The following is a 21,015-nucleotide window of genomic DNA, read 5'->3' as shown; positions in this document are numbered from 1 at the left end:
AAACAACTTATTTGCTTTGTTGCTTTTCTGCTTCACGCAGGCTTGTTGCTAAACGATCTAATACACCATTGATGTATTTATGACTGTCAGCACCACCAAAGTGTTTTGCCAGCTCAATGGCTTCATCGAGTACAACTCGATAAGGGACTTCAAGATGGTCTTTGAGTTCGTATGCACCCAAACGTAATGTAGCAAGTTCTACACCGTCTAATGCACTCAGTTCACGATCTAGAACAGGAACAAGTAAAGCATCCAATGCTTCATGGTTTGCGATCACGGCTGTGAGCAACTCATGATAATAGCCGAGATCCACTTTATGCATTGCGTTTTCAACACGTGTACGTGCTTCAATTTCATGCACTGGGTTGTGGCTCATTTGCCATTCATAAATCCCTTGTACAGCAAAGCGACGTGCTTTACGTTTTGCTGCATAAGTAGCTTGGAGTGTTTGCGACATGCTTTAAATTGCCTTTAACAGGTTAACCATTTCAATAGCAGTAAGGGCAGCTTCACCACCTTTATTACCTGCTTTTGTACCAGAGCGTTCAATCGCCTGTTCAATACTGTCCGTAGTCAATACACCATTGATCACAGGTAGGCCAGTATCTAAACCAACTACACCTAAACCTTTGGCACATTCACCTGCAACGAAGTCGAAATGTGGCGTACTACCACGAATCACTGCGCCAAGTGCGATCACTGCATCGAATTTACCAGAAGCTGCTAATTTTTTAGCCACAACTGGAAGTTCCCATGCGCCCGGCGCATGAACGACAGTGATATTATCGTCGCTTACACCATGACGATGCAATGTATCAATTGCACCTTCTAATAAATGTTCAACAACAAAGCTGTTAAAACGACCAACTAAAATCGCGTAACGGTCTTCGCTCGCGAGATGTAATAAACCTTCAATTCGGCGAATCGCCATGGCAACCTCGATAATTTAACAGATAAGTGGTTGTACAGACTGCTTTTATTTCCCAACTAGAAACCTAATTGAGTAATACAAGCCATCTGATTAAAAATTATTGACCGGTTTTTTGGTCAGCAGTGATGTATTCCACCACTTCTAAATTAAAACCTGATAATGCATTAAAACGTAATGGTGAGCTAAGAAGTTTCATCTTTTCAACACCGAGATCACGTAAAATTTGTGCACCAACACCAATCGTTTGATATTGCTGTGAAAGTGCGGCATTTGATTTTGTTGGTTTTGGCTTACCAAGTTCTGCTAAAGCAGGGCCTAAGTCAGATAGATGACGTTGACCAATCCAGACCAAAACCCCTCGATCACTCTCAGCAATTGTTTTGAGTGCTTTATCTAGGTTCCAAGCAGGCTCACCATCTTTTTTATTAAGTTTCAATAAATCACGTACAGGGTTGAAACCATGTACGCGGACAGTTGTCACACCTTGTTGCGGTTCACCTTTAACCAAAGCCAAATGAATGTCTGGATTACCAATTTCACGGTAACGGTATAAATCAAAGGTACCGTATTCAGTATCTATGCTTTGTTGATCCAATCGTTCTACTGTTTGTTCATTGGTCATACGATAATGAATCAGATCAGCAATTGTACCAATTTTTAAGCCATGTTTTTCAGCAAATACTTCAAGATCTGGACGACGTGCCATCGTGCCATCTTCATTGATAATTTCACAAATCACAGATGCCGGCTCTAAACCCGCTAAACGAGATAAGTCACAGCCAGCTTCAGTATGTCCAGCACGGTGTAATACACCACCTGGTTGTGCCATCAATGGGAAGATATGCCCAGGTTGTACTATATCAGCAGGTTTGGCATGAGCAGCAACTGCAGTTTGTATGGTATGGGCACGTTCTGCGGCAGAAATACCCGTGGTAATACCATTTGCAGCTTCAATAGAAAGCGTGAAATTTGTACTGTGTTGTGCGCCATTATGGTCGACCATTAATGGTAGATCGAGTTGCTTACAGCGGTCACGACTTAGTGTTAGGCATACAAGACCACGAGCATGGGTGATCATAAAGTTGATGTCTTCAGGGCGTACGTGTGTTGCAGCAATGACTAAATCGCCTTCATTTTCACGATCCTCGTCATCCATGAGGATAACCATTTTACCTGCACGGATATCTGCTACAAGCTCTTCAACAGTATTGAGCGGCATCAACCTTCACCTTTTTGTTCTGTCGTATGACATTTTCATTGAATATATTCGGAGCATAGTCTAACGTGTTTTTACGTATTTTGCCTATGCTTATCATCTTCCTTTGAGATAGATAGTTATACACAAGCTTGTAGGGCAATGAAAAGAGAAGAAAAATGATTTATCGTGATTTAGTATAAAGATCAGACACTCATTTCGAAAAAAATAAGATGAACTTATCGGAAATTGAGCGTAATAAAAGAAAAACCCTCACACTTTAAAAAAGAGGAGGGTTTGATAGATGGTAAATACTTAATTCTCTGAGATTACTTCAGAGTTTGGTGTATTTTTCTTTCCTTTTAAAATCTCAGTACGAATATTTTGTGCAATTTCAGCACAGTCATTATTCATACCATTGATCATAAATGAATGACGAGTCAACACATTGGTTGGATTTGGTAAGGCAACCAATTGATAACAATCACCAATATGCTTGAGCTGATCATTACTTAAATACAATGCCATTTCTTTGGCAATTAAATGGTTCACCAAGCGCTCAGCCGCTTGAGACGCATCAAGTTGCATCGCCTCTACTGAGGTGGTGACCGCACAACGCGTCTGTAAAACAAAGCGCTTATCTTCACGGTAACGTTTATACAGAACTTCTGACAATAATTGAAATACCGAACCAACCATTAATATAGATTGTGCTGCATTGGGTTTTTCAGCATCAATACTCAGGATTGCACCATTCTGATTAAATTCTTGATGAATGGTGAAATCTTTTGCATTCAATTTGAAATGCTGTGCGCAAAGTTCAATACTTTTATTAAGAAAAATCTGACATAAATTAAAATAAGGCAGTGAAACCGATTGGTTGACCGTATTCATCAGTTGCTTTGGATCATAGTACTGAATATTCAGCGCCAAAATCTCTTGGTCATTTTCCAGTGTCGTGGTTACAGGTGTTTTGGGTTCAGGTTTTGCTTTGGCTTGTGCTTGTTGTTGAGCTTGCGCAATCGCAATCGTGCGATTGGCTTTCTCAGCTTCAAGAGCTTCTGTCAATTGTTGAATTTCGTGTTTTAAACGGGCTTCATTGTTGATACGAGCCAAATATTCACTACGTGTTGGGCGAGCAATGGCACGATAGGCCAGCCATAAAAAGGCATGAATCAATAATGACACTAAAATAGCCAGCCATTGGGTACGTAAAATTTCACCAATACTTGGCTTGATCAAGGTAATTTCAATTGTGCCAACTTTTTTCTCGTTCTGTAATGCATCACGAACAAACACTTCACCTTGACGAGTTTTTGCCATACCACTGGTTGCCAACACTTGTTTTTTCGCATCAAGTATTCGAATCGAAGCCACACTTGGATTGGTCGCATAGCGATTTGCCAACAGCGCCAATGACACAGTATTTGCGGGTTCGAGTTCAGACAGGCTGTCCGTGACCAATTGACTGGTCATGAGTTGGCCTTGGCTGGCACGGTTTTCATTTAATTGATGTGTTGTTGCAACTACCAATAAAAAGGTATGAAATGCAAAACTTACAATAAGTAGGCTAGCAAATAGCCCTTGTCTTGGCGCATTCAACGTAAACTTCCAAAGCAAAAAATTTCGATTTCGATTATGATTCTTCCAATTGTTGTAGCTCAGACCCGAGTCAATTCATGCGAGAAATCATTCTTATTTCATTTTTAGGACCTGACCAACCCAATCAGTTTACTCGATTAATGCAAGTGTTGTCCGTACATTCTTTGCAAATATTAGATGTAGGGCAGGCGGTCATCCATAATCAATTGACTTTAGGTATTGTAGTGTCGTCCAACGATCAAACTGCAACAGCTTTAGCCATGAAAGACATCCTTATTTTAGCACATGATATTGGTTTAACAGTTCGTTTTAAGCCGATTTCAGGCGCAGAATATGACCAATGGGTGAGTGAGGGTGGGCGTACACGTTATATCGTGACCGCTTTAGCACCAGAGCTCACAGCCGAACATCTGCAAGCGGTGACCAATATTGTTTCAAGTCAAGGTTTTAACATTGAAACCGTAACTCGTTTATCGGGTCGTCCCGAGCGTAACGGAGACCAAGATGGACTGAAGCGTTCATGTGTTCAATTTGGCTTGAGTGGGCAAATGCTTGATGCACAGGCGATGCGTGCCGCATGTTTACGGCTTTCTGCTGAATTAAATATTGATGTTGCTGTACAAGAAGACAATGCCTATCGCCGTAATCGCCGCTTAGTTTGTTTCGATATGGACTCGACTTTGATTGAGCAAGAAGTAATTGACGAACTTGCCAAAGAAGCAGGGGTGGGCGATAAAGTCGCTGAAATCACTGAACGTGCAATGCAAGGGGAGTTAGATTTTCAACAAAGTTTCCGTGCACGGGTTGCATTACTGAAAGGCCTTGATGCCAAAGTATTGCCACAAATTGCTGAGCGATTAACCGTGACAGAAGGTGCTGAGCGTTTAATCTCGACACTAAAATCATTGGGTTATAAAACTGCGATTTTATCTGGGGGATTTCAGTACTTTGCTGAATTTCTTCAAGAAAAACTGGACATTGATGAAGTGCATGCCAATATTCTTGATGTTGAAAATGGTGTTGTGACAGGTGAGGTTAAAGGGCATATCGTTGATGGTGCACGCAAAGCGTATTTATTGACTGAGTTGGTTGGGAAAATGGGGATTTCACCTGAGCAAGCGATTGCGGTTGGAGATGGTGCAAATGATTTACCAATGCTTTCAATTGCTGGGCTCGGTGTGGCTTTCCGTGCTAAACCTGTGGTTCGTCAAAATGCCAATCAAGCCATTTCAAGCGTAGGTCTAGATGGTGTGCTTTATCTTTTAGGTGTGCATGATAAAGATTTATCACGTGCTTAAATGACTTGGATTATATTGCAGAATCATGACAAATAGCGACTTTAAGTCGCTATTTTTTATTTGAAAATGAATTACTTTGCTGTGATTAGTGGTCAATAAAACAACTTGATCAAACTATTGGTTTTAGAACTTAAAAAAAGATTTTCTAGTATTAAAAGCTGTATGTATTTTTTTGTAATGACACTGCATGATTGATGGTAATTAGATTGTGAGAAAAACAGGATTCTTAAAAAATGTAATGACAAATGAATGTGGCGACAAAGTGTGTCGTTTAACCAGAAAACAGCTCTTTCCTTCTCATAAAAACTATACATAATGCAATGCATAAGCTTCTATAAGGTGATTTAAGAAAAATTATAAAGCTTGAAATTGTTGTGAAACACCTATTTAAACGGTTTTTTTAAAAGGCATCATTTTGACGGAGGTTGTTATGGTATCAACAACATTTGCAACATTGATTGGATTCGGTCTAATTGCTGCAGCGTTGGCTACCGTTTTCTTTTCCCCTTATCGTCATTGGTTAGGGTTTATGTTTGCAGGCATGATCTTCTGGGGCATCTTGGAAGCAATGCGTTATAGTGTACAGAACATCTTTGATATTTCGGTCGCATATAGCTATTTAACCGCGATTATGTTGGCGATGTCTGCATTGATTGCACTTTTATTACGTGAAGATAGCCGTGCACAAAAAGCATTGGCAAATCGTCAATATATTGAACATACACCAGTCTATGAAGATGAATAAGTTTTGAGTGAAAACTTCAGTCAATATGAACGCTAAGATAACAATAGTGACTTTAATTACACGAAAAAAATCAATTTAGACATTCCAAGGTATATCATAATGGTATACCTTTTTTTCAGTTTATACTTTGCTCTGAAAGCCATGTCTACGCAATGACAGTTATGTTAGGATGAGCAAATTCGAATCTAATTTAAAAAACAACAGGCTTAAATGTCATGAAACTTTCTGCAATTCCAGTTGTGAAGTTACCAATCGTTGATGCAAGTACAGATCCACTGGATTTGCTTGTATTGGGTTTAGCACTTCGTATGAAACAATTGGCTCGTACCAGTCCAAAATTTATTGAATTGACTCATGATCGTCAGTTCCGTATTCAGATTGGTACCGACTTGGGCGTGGCACGCCAAATTATTGTGAACAATGGTCAAATTGATACCGTTTCAGGTGCTGAACAAAAAGCTGATTTTGTTTTACAGTTTGCTGACAGTGAGCAAGGTGTAAAAACTTTAGTAAAAGGCGATCCAACAGCTTTTATGACGGGTATGCAAAACGGCAGCATCAAAATGGAAGGAGATTTCAGTTTGCTAGTCTGGTTTAACCAAGTTGCTAAGCTGATTCCACCAAAAGTTCCCAAACCAGTAAAAGACAAAATTAAATTGGCACGTCAATTCTTAAAAGAGAAGACTGGACGCTAAGCGAATCGATAATCTTAAAAAGTCCGATCTGATCGGGCTTTTTAAGATTTAAACATTGCCATTAAGATCAAGATTTTGATTATTCAACTTCCAAGTTAAAGGTCACTGGTCCATCATTGACCAAATGAACTTTCATATCTGCTGCGAAAATACCTGTTTCAACGTTTTTAAATTGTGATCGAGCATAATCAACCAATTGTTGATAAAGCGCTTGAGCTTCAGTGGGCGGCATGGCTGGTCCAAAGTCTGGACGCAAGCCTTTTTGCGTTTGTGCCATTAATGTGAATTGAGAAACCAATAAAATCTCGCCATTGGCTTGGCTGACGTTCCACCCCATTTTGCCTTGCTCATCATCAAAAAAACGATATTTCAAAATTTTATCAATTAATTTTCGACCTTTTTCAAAATTGTCATCCTTAGCTAAGCCTAGAAAAACCAAAATTCCTTTTTGAATTTCTCCAGTGGTTTCACCCTCAACAACGACTTTGGCTTCTAACACTCTTTGTAATAATGCGCGCATATAAACAATAAGACTAAAATATGATAAGCCTATTCTAACAGGGAAAACTCAGTAAGATGATGTGAGTAAGTCATTGATGTAGAGCTGAATCTATTGGTAAGCTTTTGAATAAAAATAGAATTTATGGCATTCTAATATAAATAGATAAATTAAAAAAACAAATATGCCGAGATTTATGTTGAGCCTAACTGAAAATATAGTTCATCACTTATAAATGATTACGTTATCTCAGTGAAAAATATGCTTTAATAAAAACAGCATAGCGAAATTAAAATAGATATGGCGCCAATCATCCAATCCTTGCTCGATACAGATTTATATAAATTTACCATGTTACAAGTGGTGCTACATAAATTTCCACAAACGCACAGTGTGTATCATTTTCGCTGTCGTAATTTAGATGCTACGGTTTATCCCTTGACGGATATTCTGGATGATTTGAACGAGCAACTCGATCATCTCTGCTTACTCAAATTCCAAGAAGATGAATTGCAATATTTACGCAGTATGCGTTTTATCAAAAGTGATTTTGTCGACTATTTAGAATTATTCCAACTGAAACGTCGTTTTATTAAAGCGGGTATTGATGAACAAGGTCGTTTAGACATTTGGGTTGAAGGCCCAATGGTTCAGGCGATGATGTTTGAAATTTTTGTTCTGGCGATTGTCAATGAACTTTATTTTAGCCGGATTCGTAATGATGACATTTATGTTGAAGGTGAACGTCGTCTACAAGCCAAAGTTGAATTATTAAAGAAATTTGAACAACAACAAGGCACACAAGCTCCTCCCTTTTTAGTTTCAGATTTTGGTACTCGCCGTCGCTATAGTCTAGATTGGCAAAGACATGTGATCCAGACCTTCCATGCAGCTGTACCCAATGTATTTAGAGGTACCAGTAATGTCCTCTTGGCAAAAGAATTAAATATTCATCCAATTGGAACCATGGCACATGAGTTTCTACAAGCATTCCAAGCGCTAGATGTCCGCTTAAGAGATTTTCAAAAAGCTGCTTTAGAAACATGGGTACAAGAGTATCGTGGCGATTTGGGCATTGCCTTGACCGATGTGGTTGGTATGGATGCATTCTTACAAGATTTTGATTTGTATTTTGCCAAGCTATTTGATGGCTTACGTCATGACAGTGGTGACCCATTTGAATGGGGTGATAAAGCTTATCAACACTACCGAAAACTAAAAATTGATACCAAAACCAAGATGCTGACGTTTAGTGATGGATTAGATATAGAGCGTGCGTGGGCGTTGTATCAATACTTTAAAGATCGCTTTCAAGTCAGTTTTGGTATTGGTACGAATTTGACCAATGATATGGGGCAAACCCCACTCAATATCGTGTTAAAACTGGTGGAATGTAACGGTCAATCAGTGGCAAAAATTTCAGATAGTCCCGGAAAAACCATGACAGACAACGATACTTTCTTAGCATACTTACGACAGGTCTTTGAAATACCTGAAGTTGTCGAAGCAGTGAAAATTGATATCTGAATTTTTGCTAAAAGAATGTGAAAAATCAGCATATTGGTAAAAAACACTGTGCTAAGATCATTTGTGCTCAAGGTCTTAAAATAGAAAAACGTATGACTACATCAGCCTTTAACTTCGAATTACTCATAGAAGCAGAACAACTTGTGCCATTTTTAGGGCATGACAAAATTCGTATTGTCGATCTAAGTCGTAGCTCTGTGTATGATCAATTACATATTCCACATGCATTGCATGTTAAACCGCAACTGCTGGTGCGACAGGAAGAACAAGCTTCAGGGTTATTGCCTGATGAGGATGGTTTAAAAGCGCTGATTGGCTATTTGAACATCTCTCCAGAACATCATGTCGTGGTCTATGATGATGAAGGTGGTGCTTGGGCTGGGCGTTTGATCTGGAATTTACATTGCCTTGGTTTTTATAATACCAGCTTACTCAATGGTGGAATTCATGCGTGGCTAGCAGCAGGCTATCCGACTTCGGCGGAAGCGGAAAGCTTTAGCAAAGTTGAAGCCTTGGTTACGGTCAATTTACAACATCTTGATCAGCACCGGATTGAATATGCTCAATTGTTGCAAAAGGTTGAGCAGCAAGCGATTCAAGTTTGGGATTGTCGAACTTCAGAAGAGTATACGGGACAGCGGTTGGCAGCGCGACGCGGCGGTCACATTCCAAATGCACAACATTTTGAATGGAGTACTGCAATTAATCGTCAAAATCATTTAAAATTGCATCCTCTTGAACGCACGCAACAACGTCTAGAACAATTAGGCTTTCAATTTGACCAGCCTGTGGTGGTGTACTGTCAGTCACATCATCGTTCTGGTTTGGCTTATATCTTGGGGCGGTTATTGAATTGGAATATTCAAGCCTATGATGGTGCGTGGAGCGAGTGGGGCAATCGCCTCGATAGTCCAATTATTACTGGAGAATCACCTGCGTGAGTCTTACATCAGCGTTAAAAAAACAAATTTTTATCCAAGCACAAAAAGTCATTCCACAACAACAACTCAGTCGAGTTGTTGGTAAAGTTGCAGCCAGTGAAAATCCAATTGTTAAAAATATAGCGATTCAAGCATTTAAAGCCCAGTATGGGATAGACCTTTCTATTGCTGAGCAAAGTGATGCTTTAAAATATAAATCATTCAATGAATTTTTTACCCGTGCTTTAAAAGATGGTGTGCGAGAGATAGATGTAGATCAGACCAGTATTGTCTCTCCAGCAGATGGTGCAATTTCTCAGTTGGGTAAAATTAAAGATGGTGATGTATTTCAGGCCAAAGGCCAAAGTTTTTCTGTAGACAAACTGATTGGCGACCCACAATTGGCTACACCATTTATCAATGGTGAATTTGCCACGGTTTATTTATCACCACGTGATTATCACCGTGTTCATATGCCATTTGCAGGAACGTTGACAGAAACTTTGTATATCCCCGGTGAATTATTTTCTGTAAACCAAACTACAGCAGAGAATATTCCAGGTTTATTTGCGCGTAATGAGCGTATGGTATGTTTGTTTGATACCGAATTAGGACGTATGGCCGTTGTTCTAGTGGGGGCAATGATTGTTGCAGGAATTGAAACTGTGGCAACTGGTAAAGTAAAACCAACAGGGCGTTTAGAGTTAAACCAGCACGATTTGGCCTTAGAAAAGGGTGCTGAGCTTGGACGTTTTTATTTAGGTTCAACCGCAGTTATATTGTTTGAACAGAATAAAATTACTTGGGATGAACAGTTTAAAGCTAATTCTATTGTAGTGATGGGTGAAGCTTTAGGGCATACCGTTTAATTTGCTTATTCTATCATGAGGTGTACTTTCTGTTGTAGAGAGTCACCGAGTCTAAAGCCTTATAGCATCTTAAATAAGTGCATGAATATAACGATATAATGAAGAATTTCTTAGAAAATTAATGTAAGAATTCCGGTATAAGTCGCAATTTAAAGAGCCCGTTATATAAATTGGTTTTATTTTTAGAATAAATCAAAGATGATAGGCATTGAAATAAGACAGCTTTAAAGCGTGTGCATCTGCTAATGCATTGTGTGGATTTTCAGAGGCAACATGGGTTTCGATTGGATCCTGCATCCATAACTGCATGGTGAGCGGAGGTGTTTGGATACATTTCCCAGCTGAAAGCATAAGACTACGGGTAAATAAGGCAAAGTCTTCAGGCCAATCTGCCACAATTTCAAGACTTGTATATCGAGATAAATGAATCTGTAAGCGACTTTGAAATTGCGCTAAGGGAATCGGTTTTCGATTTAAACGAGGCATGACATGGTCTTTAACCCAAGTAATTGGGTCTAAGCATTCTAAAACTTCATAAAAATGCTGATTATTCTCGTCAACCAATGCCAGTGAAATTAATTCACCGCCAAAGCCATTAAATTCACAATCTAAAAATAGTTTCATTAGAATTAATCAAAAAACAAATATTAACCTGCAAAATCAAGGCGCTCTTTGGGAAAAACCACTCTAAAAATAGACCCTTGATTTTCTTTAGAATCAATTTCTAAGTAAGCATTATGTTGCATTAAAACATGCTTCACAATAGCTAGCCCTAAACCTGTTCCACCCGTTTGACGGCTTCGTGCACTGTCTACGCGATAAAAGCGTTCAGTTAAACGTGGAATATGTTTTGGGTCAATCCCGATCCCGGTATCTTCAACGGTAAAATAACCATGTTCACTGTCATCATGCCAGCCGATTGTAACGGTGCCACCTTTTGGAGTGTATTTAATCGCATTGGTAATTAAATTACTAAACGCACTGGCAAGTTCTGCATCGGAACCAATCAGGTCACAATGGCTGTCGATATCTAAGTTTAAAGTATGTCCGTAATCAACATTGTAGGCTTGTGCATCATCAAAAAGCTGATTCATCAAATTCGGCATATCGATGATTTGATTTTTTGCGACTTGTTTATTACCTTCCAAACGTGAAAGCAAGAGTAAGTCATTGACCAACGCATTCATACGACGTGTTTGCGATTGCATCTGTTCAAATGCTCGTTTCCAGCGCGGATTTAAATCCTCTTGGTCGGTAAATGTTTCGATATAACCACTGAGTACAGTGAGTGGTGTACGCAGTTCATGTGAAATATTGTCGACAAAGTCTTTGCGCATCTGTTCTAGATTATGTACACGTGTCACATCGTAAGCGACGAGCAAACGGCTTTCACTGCCAAAACGTGTGAGTTTAATCTGTACATAATGCTCTTCATAAACAGAAGATTTTATTTTAATGCCATCTGGAGATTGGTCGATATTATTAAAATATTCAATAAAGCTCGGCTGGCGGATAATGGTCAAGATATTACGCCCACGATCTAGAGGTTGAATGCCCAACAGTCTTTCTGCCGCAGGATTCCACCATTCAATCTGATGTAATTCATCCGTTAAAACAACAGCTTCGGCCAAAGCAATCAGTGAAGATTGGGCACGGTCAATCAAGCCGACCATTTCAGCCTGAACCACACGTTCTTGGCGTTGTGCGCGATAAACATTAAACAATAGCGCTCCCCAAATACCCTCTAAATTGGGCGGAGAATCGTAAGGACGATTCGAAATCCATTCATTCACCAAGTATAAAGAGCGTAATTGAAATAGGAAAAAAACCGCAAAACCGATGGAAATAGTAATCCAAAAATACCCTATCCCTAAACCAATAAATCCACCAATGATGAGTAAAAAACCAAGCAGGCGTAAATCTTGTTTTGCAAATTCCCACAAGCTACTGTAACGAAATTTTTTATGTTCTCGCGCAAGATCTGGGACGGGGTAGGGTTCATACATAGAAAATTATTTACCTTGAGAATGCTTAACCTAAGGCAACATCTGCACGGGTAGAGAAACGATAACCCGTTCCACGTACAGTTTGTACGTAGCGATCGGCGCCATATGGTTCAAGCACTTTACGTAAGCGGCGGATGTGTACGTCAATCGTACGGTCTTCAATATACACGTTGCCACCCCAGACCTGATCGAGTAACTGGGCACGTGTATAAGCACGTTCAGGATGAGTCATAAAAAATGCCAATAATCGGTATTCTGTTGGACCCATTTCCAAAATATTATCACTAAAACTGACGCGTTGGCTCACTGGATCAAGAATTAATCCATTGGCATCAATGGTTTTTTCGCCACTCAGGGCATTGGCACGACGAAGTACTGCTTTGATACGAGAAACCAATTCACGAGTAGAGAATGGTTTGGTCATATAGTCATCTGCACCAGCATCAAGACCTTGAACTTTATGGTCTTCTTCACCGCGTGCTGTCAACATGATGACGGGAATTTCTGCCAAATTTTCATCACGTTTTAAGCGACGACATAAGTCTACACCGCTCACACCGCCAGGCATCATCCAATCGAGTAAAATCAAAGATGGTCGTTGGTCAACAATCATTTGATGGGCTTGTTTTGCATCTTCAGCTTGCAAGCATTGAAAGCCTGCCATATCCAATGAGGTATGAATCATTTCTCGAATCGGAAGTTCGTCATCGACGATTAATATATAGTCATCTTTCACAACGCAATATCCTATGTATGAACGGTGTACCGTCTTTTATTTATGACAGGCTTATTACAAAGATTAATTATGACAGTATCATTGCAAAAAGAAGATGTTGACGAATTTTTGCAAAAAAATGTGACAAATAATCGTCGATATGATGAATAATCCATGAAATTTTTAAATAAATCTTCCATTTTATGAAAAGAAATTTATTTAAATTGAAAATAAAAATGAGATATTTGACATTTTTATGACGATTTGATGACAAAAATATTTAAGCTAACAATCTTATTGAGATGAAAATGAATCAATCAGCGATACAAATACAATTTCACATGCTGAGACAATTTCTTCAAGCGATTGTTTAAATCCACCCATGACCCAGCGAACCGCAATTTGAGTCACATAGCCATTTAAACCTGTGGCAACCAAGGAAATTTCTTGTTCACTGCGTTCAATATGCGGCATCATTAGGGTAACAAAGGAGTGAATTAATCGGTCAAAACGGCCCATCGTTTCATGGATTGTGGCATGATTATGCAGTTCTTGAACCAGCATGGCGTCAATATAAATAATACGCGCCACACGTGGATCATTTTTTAACATGGTAAAGATTGCAGTTAAGCCACCACGGATCATATTTTTAGGATCAGGTGCTGCTTGCATGACCCCTTGCATCACGGTTTGTTGTAATTGTTCAATCAGTTGTAGAAAGATGACTTGGAACAGTTCTTCACTTTTTTTGAAGGACTCATAAAAATAACGTTCAGTCAGTTTCGCTTCATTACAAATATCTTTAACGGTGACAGAAAAAAAACCATGCGTGCCGTAGGCTTCAATCCCTGCTTCGATCAACTTTTCTCGACGTGCAAGTTTTCGCTCAGATAAGGACATACCCTTAAATTGACGTTCTTTGACTGCTTTATTTATAGTTTTCTTTTCAGTTGAAAGTGGTTCATTCATTGTAAAAAATTACTCGTGTCATATTTGATTGTCACAAAGAAGCGCTTATTTTAGCAATAAAAGCCATTGAAACCTATTCTAGAATTTTTGTATAAAAAAACATCGGTTAAATCACAATATAATATTGACAATAATGATTGTCAAAATTATATTGAGCAAGTGAGCTGCACATCACTCTGAATGCTTTGTGCGGGTTTAAAAAAGGATAGACAATGAAAAATTTTAAAAACAAAGTCGCTGCAATTACTGGTGCTGGCTCTGGTATGGGACAACAACTTGCTATTTTATTGGCAAAAGCAGGTTGTCATTTATCCATTAGTGATGTGAATGAAAAAGGTTTATCTGAAACCGTTGAACTGGTCAAACCATATAATGTCCGTGTGACCTCAAAAAAAGTGAATGTTGCCAAAGTTGAAGAAATGCGAGCTTGGGCTGAGGATACTGTGCAAAATCATGGTTCTGTAAACATGATTTTTAACAATGCTGGTGTAGCTTTAGGATCTACCGTAGAAGGTGCATCTTATGACGAACTTGAATGGATTATGAATATCAATTTCTGGGGCGTTGTCTATGGAACAAAAGAATTTTTGCCTTATATCAAGAAAACAGGTGATGGACATATCATCAACATTTCGAGCTTATTTGGTTTAACGGCTCAGCCGACCCAGTCTGCATACAATGCATCTAAATTTGCGGTACGTGGTTTTACTGAATCATTACGTCAAGAATTAGACATTGAAAAGTGTGGCGTATCTGCTCTATGTGTTCATCCTGGCGGTATTCGTACCAATATTGCAAATGATGCGCGTATGAATGACAGCTTACGTTCTTTGGGGATGAACCCTGAGAAATCAGCAAAAGCATTTAATAAATTATTGCGTATGCCTCCAGAAGATGCTGCTCAACAAATGTTGGATGCTGTATTGAAAGACAAGCGCCGTTTACTTATTGGGAATGATGCAAAAACCTTAGATTTAATTCAGCGTATTTTACCGACTGGATATCAAAAAATTACAGGTTTTGCGACTAAGTTTAGTAAAAAGTTAGAACCAAAATAGTTGATTGATATTAAAAAACCGTCAAGCTGACGGTTTTTTTCATTTTAGACTTTGAGAAATAATGGGTTGAATAACAACTTAATATCCATTCGTTTAAATTAAGATCTCAATGGTTTTCTTTTTCCAGATAAATTGGTAATAAAGACCTTGCATAAGACATAGACTGAAAAAGGTCAGGGCAAGCGCATACCAAATGCCTTGTAAACCAAACCATTGACTAAATAAGTAGGCACACGGAACTTCAATGAGCAGAATGGATAAAATATTAAAAATCATAGGCACAGTCACAGTTCCGCTGGCCCGCATGATCGAAGCAAAAATTGCACTTGCTCCAAAAAATATAATTGACCACAACACGATAAATAGTAATTGCTGACCCAACTCAATTACAGACGGATCTGTAATAAACAATGCCATCAAATATTTTGAACAAATATAGGCCAAGAGTACCAATGAACCTGTAATCACGATATTACTCAACAGCGCTGTTCGCGTCACTTTTGCCAGTAGTTCAGATTTCCCAGCACCAATAGCTTGAGCTGCGAAGATAGAACCAGCAATGGCAATCGACAAAGCAGGGAATTGGATATAGTTCAGGACTTGGTTGACTGCACCATATGCTGCTGTTGCGTGAGCGCCATGTTGATTGACCAGTCCAATCACCACCAGTCCTGCGACCGAGTTGGTCACCATTTGAATACCTGTCGGCACACCCAAGCGCAAGATACTGCGACTAAATTGAGGGTGATAGCGGATATGTTGGATTAACGCTGCATCAGGTCTTAAAGCATGATCTTTTTTATTCAAATAGACATAAAGGAAAACTAAAGTTGAAATAAAGCCTAGGCCACTGGCAATTGCTGGAGCAATAATGCCGAGCTTAGGTAGCCCAAAATAACCGCCAATCAACGCTGGAGTTACAATGACGCCAACAATGATCGTTAGACTTGAAGCCATCAATGGTGTGGTACTGTCACCCACACCACGTAAAATAGACGTATAGGTGATGTAGATGAATAGAAAAGGACTACTCATTAACATCCATTGAACATAGGGCAGGGCAAGATGCATGATTTTGGGATCTATCCCCAAAAGCAATAGAATCTGTTTGGCAAAAAACACCCCTAAAAAGGCAATGATTGATCCACCAATGAGGGTCATAAATAACAATGCGCCAACAATGGTACGCACTTTTTCGATATCTTTAGCACCCCAAGCTTGTCCAACTAGAACAGTCGCACCTGTAGATAGACCAATCACAAAAGCCAGCAATAAAAATAGGATCGGAAAAAATACTGAAATTGCGGCAATCGCTTCTACTCCCAGCATTTGCCCAACAAAAATGGTATTAATTGTTCCAGACAGGTTTTGCAGAATATTGGTTAGAATCAATGGACCAAGGAAGATTAAAAAAACCTTCCAGAATTTGGGTTGGTGAAGCATATCGGGACGAGCTGGCATCTTTTATTCTACTGTCTATTTCGAGTATCTTTATCTTATTGATAATATAACAAACGCTGAGAAAAAAGCCTGAGTATTTGAGTAACTCAGGCTTTAATTTTACAGAGATGATCTGTATGGGTTGGGATTAAATTTGGGTTAAAATTTCACAGGCCTGAATCAAAGTTTGCTCCTTTTTGGCAAAACAAAAACGCACTAAACGTAAATTTTCAGGGGCTTGCTTATAAAAAACAGAAACTGGAATCGCCACAATTTTATGTTCTTCCGCTAAGAATTTACACATATCGATATCATTTAAATCTGGGCGAATTTGGCTGTAATCAACATTTTGAAAGAATGTGCCTTGAGAGGGAATTAAACTGAATTTTGAATTCGCAATACCTGAAATAAACAGGTCACGTTTTTGCTGATAGAAGCTTGATAGATCGTCAATATGTTCAGGATGCTGTTGCATAAAATTGGCAAGCGCCATTTGTACGGGTGTTACCCCACAGAAGTTGGCAAATTGATAAATTTGACGGAATACTTTCATGAGCTCGGGTGTCGCAATGCAATAACCTGTTTTCCAACCTGTTACATGGAAAGTTTTACCAAAAGAACCGACCACAAAACTACGTTCTCTGAGTTCAGGAAATGACAATGCTGAATAATGTTTTTCGCCGTCATAAATCAAATGCTCATAGACTTCGTCTGAAAGCACAATAATATTTTTATCTTGGATTAATTCAATTAAATTTAGCCAGTCTTGTTTAGACCAAATCGCGCCAGTTGGATTGTGTGGGGTATTTACAATGACCATACGGGTTTTATCTGTAATTGCAGATTTGACTTGATTCCAATCCACAGAAAACTCAGGCGCATTGAGTGGAATATGAATGGCTTTACCACCGACCAATTGCACGCTCGGAGCATAGCTGTCATAGCTTGGATCAAAAATAATCACTTCATCGTCTTGATGAATGATAGCTTGTATGGCACTAAAAATCCCGATCGTTGCCCCAGGAGTGATGGTGATTTCGGTGACTGGATCAAGTTGTAATTGATCACGTTTTAAAAACAGTTGAGCCAGTTGTTCTCTTAGGGCTAATAAACCATCACCTGCTGCGTATTGGTTAAAACCATCTAATGTAGCTTGGCTGAGTGCTTGTAGCAACGCTGGTGGTGCATCAAAGTCTGGAAAACCTTGTGACAGGTTAAGGGCGTTAAGACGATGTGCCATAGCGGTCATGATGCTAAAAATGGTGACACCTTGAGCAGGGAGTTTGGAGTGGATTTCGATCATGACCAGACTGATTTTATAAATGTATTAGTGGCAGTTTAGCAGGTCGTTTTAAGGAGCTGAATAGGATTAAGTAATCTATTGGTTAGGGGGAGAGGTGCTGTAGGAATTTAAGATAGAGAAATTAGATTTGAGAGGGGTAATATGTTGTTACAGAGTATGTTGGGTGAAGTTCATTAAAGCGATGTTGTTCTAGAGTCAAAGTAAGTTGACTTGCGGTAGGATCCTGACTATAACTTATTTATAATAATTTTAGCGATACTACAATAATGGAAAATAAATCAATCACATATAAAACTTTATGGGTCTTTGCACTCATTCTAAGTTTAGGATTCATTATCTCCGCAAGTGTCTTGGGCTATGCACTTAAGCAGTTTAATGGAGAAAAAAATTCAATAGTCGTCAAAGGGTTGGCTGAAAAACCCATACAAGCGGATTTAGCACGCTGGGAAATTCATCTGCAAACCAGTCATGCTTCAGACAGTGTTTCAGCCGCCTATCAATTGTTGGATCAAGAAATAAAAGCGTTACAAGATTTCTTTGTTGAGCGTGGATTTAAGGCAACAGAAATGAAATTGGGTAATAAAAGCTCTCAACCCTATTATGAGGAAGTTAATCAGGGAGATGGGAAAGTTACTCGTGAGTTTAGAGGTTATACTGCGATGCAGTCGTTGGTGATTGATAGTCGTGATATTCAAAAGATTGAAAAAGCAGCAAAAGATGCTTATTTATTAGATGAAAAAGGCATATCCATCGAGCAGAAACCGCAGTATTTAGTGTCAAATCTAGAAGAAATAAAAATGTCATTGATCGCCAATGCAACTAAAAATGCGCATAGTCGCGCCAATGAGTTTGCAAAGGTCGGAGGGGTAAAAGTCGGTGCGATGCGTTCTGCAAGTCAGGGAGCGTTTTATATTTTACCTGAAAGTGGTTCTGATGATGATAGCGATTATGGCGGTGCTTATGACAAAGCCACCATTAATAAAATTGCGCGTGTTGTCGTGACCATCAATTATGCGATTGATTGATACAGTTGATAAAAAGTCCAGTGCTAAAAAATGGGAGCTAGACTCCCATTTTTTTATGATTTAAATATGATTCATCACGATTAGCCAAATACCTAAGATAGAATCCATTTTATTGTATTCTTAAATCGCAAAATCAATCACAGCACGAATCACACCTAAACTTAGACCAATAAATGCGCCTACTACAACACCATTGACACGGATCATATGTAAATCACCACCTACCTCATTTTCAATCTTGGCGATCATTTCGGTAGAGTCCCATTCATGGATACGTTGACTAATAAATTTAATCACTTTCTCACTATATTGGTCACTTAAATTGATGGCAATTCCGCTGATTCGATCATTCAATAATTCTCGTACAGACTGATTTTGCATCAAGTTTTCACCAAGCTGTTGAATGGCGATACGTAAATTCATGGCAATACCCGAGTCTGCTTTAAGCAAGTCAGATTTAACCGCATCACATAAAATCACCACGGCACCAGTAATAAAGTTGAGTACCGGTTCGCTGTCTAAAAGAGCATTCTTGGTTTCATTTAAACTTATGCTGGCATGACTATTGTTATCCGCCAATTGCAACATAAGCTCATGTGCAGCTTCTTCAATTTTTTGACGAATAGGATGCTCGTGATCAGCAAGCATGGATTCCACTTTTTCAATCACTGAATCAATGGTCCGTTGCTCAACATCAATCCCAATCCAGCTGGCACCTTTAGCAAGACGGGAAACACCAAGCTCTTTAAACATAGTTTGAGTGATTTCACGGGTTTTTTCAGGATGGGTCATCATCCATTCATGGGCAATATCCAGTCCACGTTGTAATACATCTTGATGAAAATCATTTTCTAAAACTGCGCGCAACATTTCACTTGCCAATTGGTTCATTCGAGTATTTCGAACCCATTGAACACTGTTGTTTTGAATAAAGCGTCCAATTTGGTCTTGCCCCACAAATTCAAAAATTTTCGGAACCGTTTGCTGAATTACGTCCACCACTTGACCGTTATTTTTAGGATTGGCCAGCCATTGACCGACAGCAAAACTAAGATCAATACTTTTTAAACTACGTTCAACAATTTGTGGAGATAGAAAATTCTCTTGGACAAATTTACCCATCGATTCCGCAATACGTGCTTTATTACGTGGAATGATTTCGGTGTGATCTTTTAGAAATTTAGGAATGGGAATTTTCCCAAAGGGATTACGGAACAATACGGTAATCGCATACCAATCGGCTAAGCCACCGACCACGCCAGCTTCAGCGCCCAGCATGAGAATATGAATAAACCAAGCGTACTCAGGCATCAGTTTGGCGGAAATGATCAAAGCAAACCATGCGACAACAGCCACCACCAAGGCGATGGTCGCAAAGCGTTTGCTTCGATCTAAGTTTGGAATTTCATTAAGAACTTCACTTTGTTCAATTCCGCTCATTCATTTTCCTAAATAGATTTCTGCATTTTTATTTCGTTGATGTTACAGCATCAGGCTGTGGTTGCAGTACTTGTCCTGTCGGACTAACACCATATTTTTGTCCTAAAGATTGCAAAATCAGACGAGCGTCAAATGCATCATTCGGCGATGATTTTTTATCTTTATAACATTCTATCGTATAGGAAATTTGAACAGGGTCAATGGTCACGACTTGTGGCATATCATAAAATGGGTCATTCCAGAACACAGGATGACGACGATAGCCCCAGCCATATGGATAGTAGTTTGATGACGGATAAACTACTGCTTTACGAGGCGGTTGCTGAGTTCGATTGCTTGGGTCATCTAAAACCTTGAAGTAAGTAAATCCATTTAAAAGCGTTGTTTGTGCAGCTTTGACAAGATTAATTTCTTCAGCTGTTCCAAAACTCATATTGCTATTACCTTGGAAACTGATGCGATAGCTATGATCATTGAGAGGTACCGTGGTGTATTGTCCAAGCTGGTCAAAGGTACGCGGTTTGCTAGGGGTCGTTGCACAACCTGTGAAGGTGAGTGCCACTGCAATAACCAGACCAATGAGTACTTTGTTCATGTGTCTCTCCTTTCCATTCTTCTGGATGGAATTTAATGAATTTTTAATCCTCTGTATATTGTTCTAAATTGATGGACTGACAATGAATTTCAAGAAGAATTTTGTTAATTCAAGATGATATCGATCATGGAAAATGGTGGTTCACATAAAGTTTAAACAGTAAGCCCAGTATTATGCGTATTT

At 39.1% G+C, this 21,015-nt stretch carries 21 protein-coding genes; 8 read left to right on the top strand and 13 right to left on the bottom strand.

Annotated features, from left to right (window positions below):
* Window positions 1-7 precede the first annotated feature (7 nt).
* From nusB to AC2G3J_RS19425, 4 genes are all read right to left on the bottom strand, one after another.
* Entirely contained in the window at window positions 8-457 is a 450-nt protein-coding gene (gene nusB / locus AC2G3J_RS19440; protein WP_004718751.1) for a transcription antitermination factor NusB, read from the bottom strand.
* A 3-nt stretch (window positions 458-460) separates the two neighbouring features.
* Window positions 461-931, bottom strand: a complete 471-nt coding sequence (gene ribH, locus AC2G3J_RS19435) for a 6,7-dimethyl-8-ribityllumazine synthase (RefSeq protein ID WP_004718750.1) — start codon at window positions 929-931, stop codon at window positions 461-463.
* A 97-nt stretch (window positions 932-1,028) separates the two neighbouring features.
* Window positions 1,029-2,150 (bottom strand): bifunctional 3,4-dihydroxy-2-butanone-4-phosphate synthase/GTP cyclohydrolase II, encoded by a 1,122-nt coding sequence (gene ribBA, locus AC2G3J_RS19430; protein ID WP_336952522.1) that lies wholly within the window; start codon window positions 2,148-2,150, stop codon window positions 1,029-1,031.
* A 291-nt stretch (window positions 2,151-2,441) separates the two neighbouring features.
* Window positions 2,442-3,728: a hypothetical protein gene (locus AC2G3J_RS19425; RefSeq protein WP_336952521.1), complete on the bottom strand. Its 1,287-nt coding sequence runs from the start codon at window positions 3,726-3,728 to the stop codon at window positions 2,442-2,444.
* Between the two features lie 77 nt (window positions 3,729-3,805).
* On the opposite strand from AC2G3J_RS19425, the gene serB reads away from it, so the two are divergent.
* From serB to AC2G3J_RS19410, 3 genes are all read left to right on the top strand, one after another.
* Window positions 3,806-5,026, top strand: a complete 1,221-nt coding sequence (serB, locus tag AC2G3J_RS19420) for a phosphoserine phosphatase SerB (RefSeq protein WP_483770463.1) — start codon at window positions 3,806-3,808, stop codon at window positions 5,024-5,026.
* Window positions 5,027-5,456: 430 nt separating this feature from the next.
* Window positions 5,457-5,771, top strand: coding sequence for a ciprofloxacin tolerance protein AciT (aciT, locus tag AC2G3J_RS19415; RefSeq protein ID WP_336952519.1), 315 nt, complete (start codon window positions 5,457-5,459; stop codon window positions 5,769-5,771).
* A gap of 215 nt (window positions 5,772-5,986) precedes the next feature.
* Window positions 5,987-6,466: an SCP-2 sterol transfer family protein gene (locus tag AC2G3J_RS19410; protein ID WP_336952518.1), complete on the top strand. Its 480-nt coding sequence runs from the start codon at window positions 5,987-5,989 to the stop codon at window positions 6,464-6,466.
* 79 nt (window positions 6,467-6,545) lie between these two features.
* On the opposite strand, the gene dtd is transcribed toward AC2G3J_RS19410, so the two are convergent.
* On the bottom strand, window positions 6,546-6,986 hold the full coding sequence (dtd, locus tag AC2G3J_RS19405; RefSeq protein ID WP_483770462.1) for a D-aminoacyl-tRNA deacylase: 441 nt from the start codon (window positions 6,984-6,986) through the stop codon (window positions 6,546-6,548).
* A 279-nt stretch (window positions 6,987-7,265) separates the two neighbouring features.
* Between dtd and pncB the strand changes: the two genes are divergently transcribed.
* The 3 genes from pncB to asd all read left to right on the top strand — a co-directional run bounded on the left by pncB (window position 7,266) and on the right by asd (window position 10,281).
* Window positions 7,266-8,492 carry a nicotinate phosphoribosyltransferase gene (gene pncB / locus AC2G3J_RS19400; RefSeq protein ID WP_004718736.1) on the top strand — a complete coding sequence of 409 codons (1,227 nt, stop codon included), beginning with the start codon at window positions 7,266-7,268 and terminating at the stop codon, window positions 8,490-8,492.
* Between the two features lie 92 nt (window positions 8,493-8,584).
* A complete protein-coding gene (locus AC2G3J_RS19395) occupies window positions 8,585-9,433 on the top strand; it encodes a sulfurtransferase (protein ID WP_336952516.1) in 849 nt (282 codons plus the stop codon).
* Window positions 9,430-10,281 (top strand): archaetidylserine decarboxylase, encoded by an 852-nt coding sequence (asd, locus tag AC2G3J_RS19390; RefSeq protein WP_483770461.1) that lies wholly within the window; start codon window positions 9,430-9,432, stop codon window positions 10,279-10,281. The genes AC2G3J_RS19395 and asd overlap by 4 nt, the downstream gene beginning before the upstream one ends.
* A 192-nt stretch (window positions 10,282-10,473) precedes the next feature.
* On the opposite strand, the gene AC2G3J_RS19385 is transcribed toward asd, so the two are convergent.
* From AC2G3J_RS19385 to AC2G3J_RS19370, 4 genes are all read right to left on the bottom strand, one after another.
* Window positions 10,474-10,905: a hypothetical protein gene (locus AC2G3J_RS19385; RefSeq protein WP_336952513.1), complete on the bottom strand. Its 432-nt coding sequence runs from the start codon at window positions 10,903-10,905 to the stop codon at window positions 10,474-10,476.
* Window positions 10,906-10,928: 23 nt separating this feature from the next.
* The gene (gene phoR / locus AC2G3J_RS19380) at window positions 10,929-12,287 is read right to left on the bottom strand and encodes a phosphate regulon sensor histidine kinase PhoR (RefSeq protein ID WP_419326927.1); all 1,359 of its coding nucleotides are present in this window, start codon (window positions 12,285-12,287) and stop codon (window positions 10,929-10,931) included.
* Window positions 12,288-12,312: 25 nt separating this feature from the next.
* Window positions 12,313-13,023, bottom strand: coding sequence for a phosphate regulon transcriptional regulator PhoB (gene phoB / locus AC2G3J_RS19375; protein WP_004718724.1), 711 nt, complete (start codon window positions 13,021-13,023; stop codon window positions 12,313-12,315).
* A 273-nt stretch (window positions 13,024-13,296) separates the two neighbouring features.
* Window positions 13,297-13,971 carry a TetR/AcrR family transcriptional regulator gene (locus AC2G3J_RS19370; protein WP_419360598.1) on the bottom strand — a complete coding sequence of 225 codons (675 nt, stop codon included), beginning with the start codon at window positions 13,969-13,971 and terminating at the stop codon, window positions 13,297-13,299.
* 212 nt (window positions 13,972-14,183) lie between these two features.
* Between AC2G3J_RS19370 and AC2G3J_RS19365 the strand changes: the two genes are divergently transcribed.
* Window positions 14,184-15,029: an SDR family NAD(P)-dependent oxidoreductase gene (locus AC2G3J_RS19365; protein ID WP_336952510.1), complete on the top strand. Its 846-nt coding sequence runs from the start codon at window positions 14,184-14,186 to the stop codon at window positions 15,027-15,029.
* A gap of 93 nt (window positions 15,030-15,122) precedes the next feature.
* Here the strand turns inward: AC2G3J_RS19365 and AC2G3J_RS19360 are convergent, their stop codons facing one another.
* On the bottom strand, window positions 15,123-16,490 hold the full coding sequence (locus AC2G3J_RS19360) for an MATE family efflux transporter (protein ID WP_483770460.1): 1,368 nt from the start codon (window positions 16,488-16,490) through the stop codon (window positions 15,123-15,125).
* Between the two features lie 127 nt (window positions 16,491-16,617).
* Window positions 16,618-17,772 carry a methionine aminotransferase gene (locus AC2G3J_RS19355; protein WP_419326929.1) on the bottom strand — a complete coding sequence of 385 codons (1,155 nt, stop codon included), beginning with the start codon at window positions 17,770-17,772 and terminating at the stop codon, window positions 16,618-16,620.
* Between the two features lie 266 nt (window positions 17,773-18,038).
* On the opposite strand from AC2G3J_RS19355, the gene AC2G3J_RS19350 reads away from it, so the two are divergent.
* A complete protein-coding gene (locus AC2G3J_RS19350) occupies window positions 18,039-18,797 on the top strand; it encodes an SIMPL domain-containing protein (protein WP_336952507.1) in 759 nt (252 codons plus the stop codon).
* A 120-nt stretch (window positions 18,798-18,917) separates the two neighbouring features.
* On the opposite strand, the gene AC2G3J_RS19345 is transcribed toward AC2G3J_RS19350, so the two are convergent.
* Window positions 18,918-20,237, bottom strand: coding sequence for a DUF445 domain-containing protein (locus AC2G3J_RS19345; RefSeq protein WP_336952506.1), 1,320 nt, complete (start codon window positions 20,235-20,237; stop codon window positions 18,918-18,920).
* A gap of 28 nt (window positions 20,238-20,265) precedes the next feature.
* Window positions 20,266-20,832, bottom strand: coding sequence for a CC0125/CC1285 family lipoprotein (locus AC2G3J_RS19340; protein WP_336952505.1), 567 nt, complete (start codon window positions 20,830-20,832; stop codon window positions 20,266-20,268).
* Window positions 20,833-21,015 lie beyond the last annotated feature (183 nt).

The sequence above is a fragment of the Acinetobacter legionensis genome (assembly GCF_057165765.1).
This window is presented reverse-complemented; position numbering and strand designations above follow the sequence as displayed.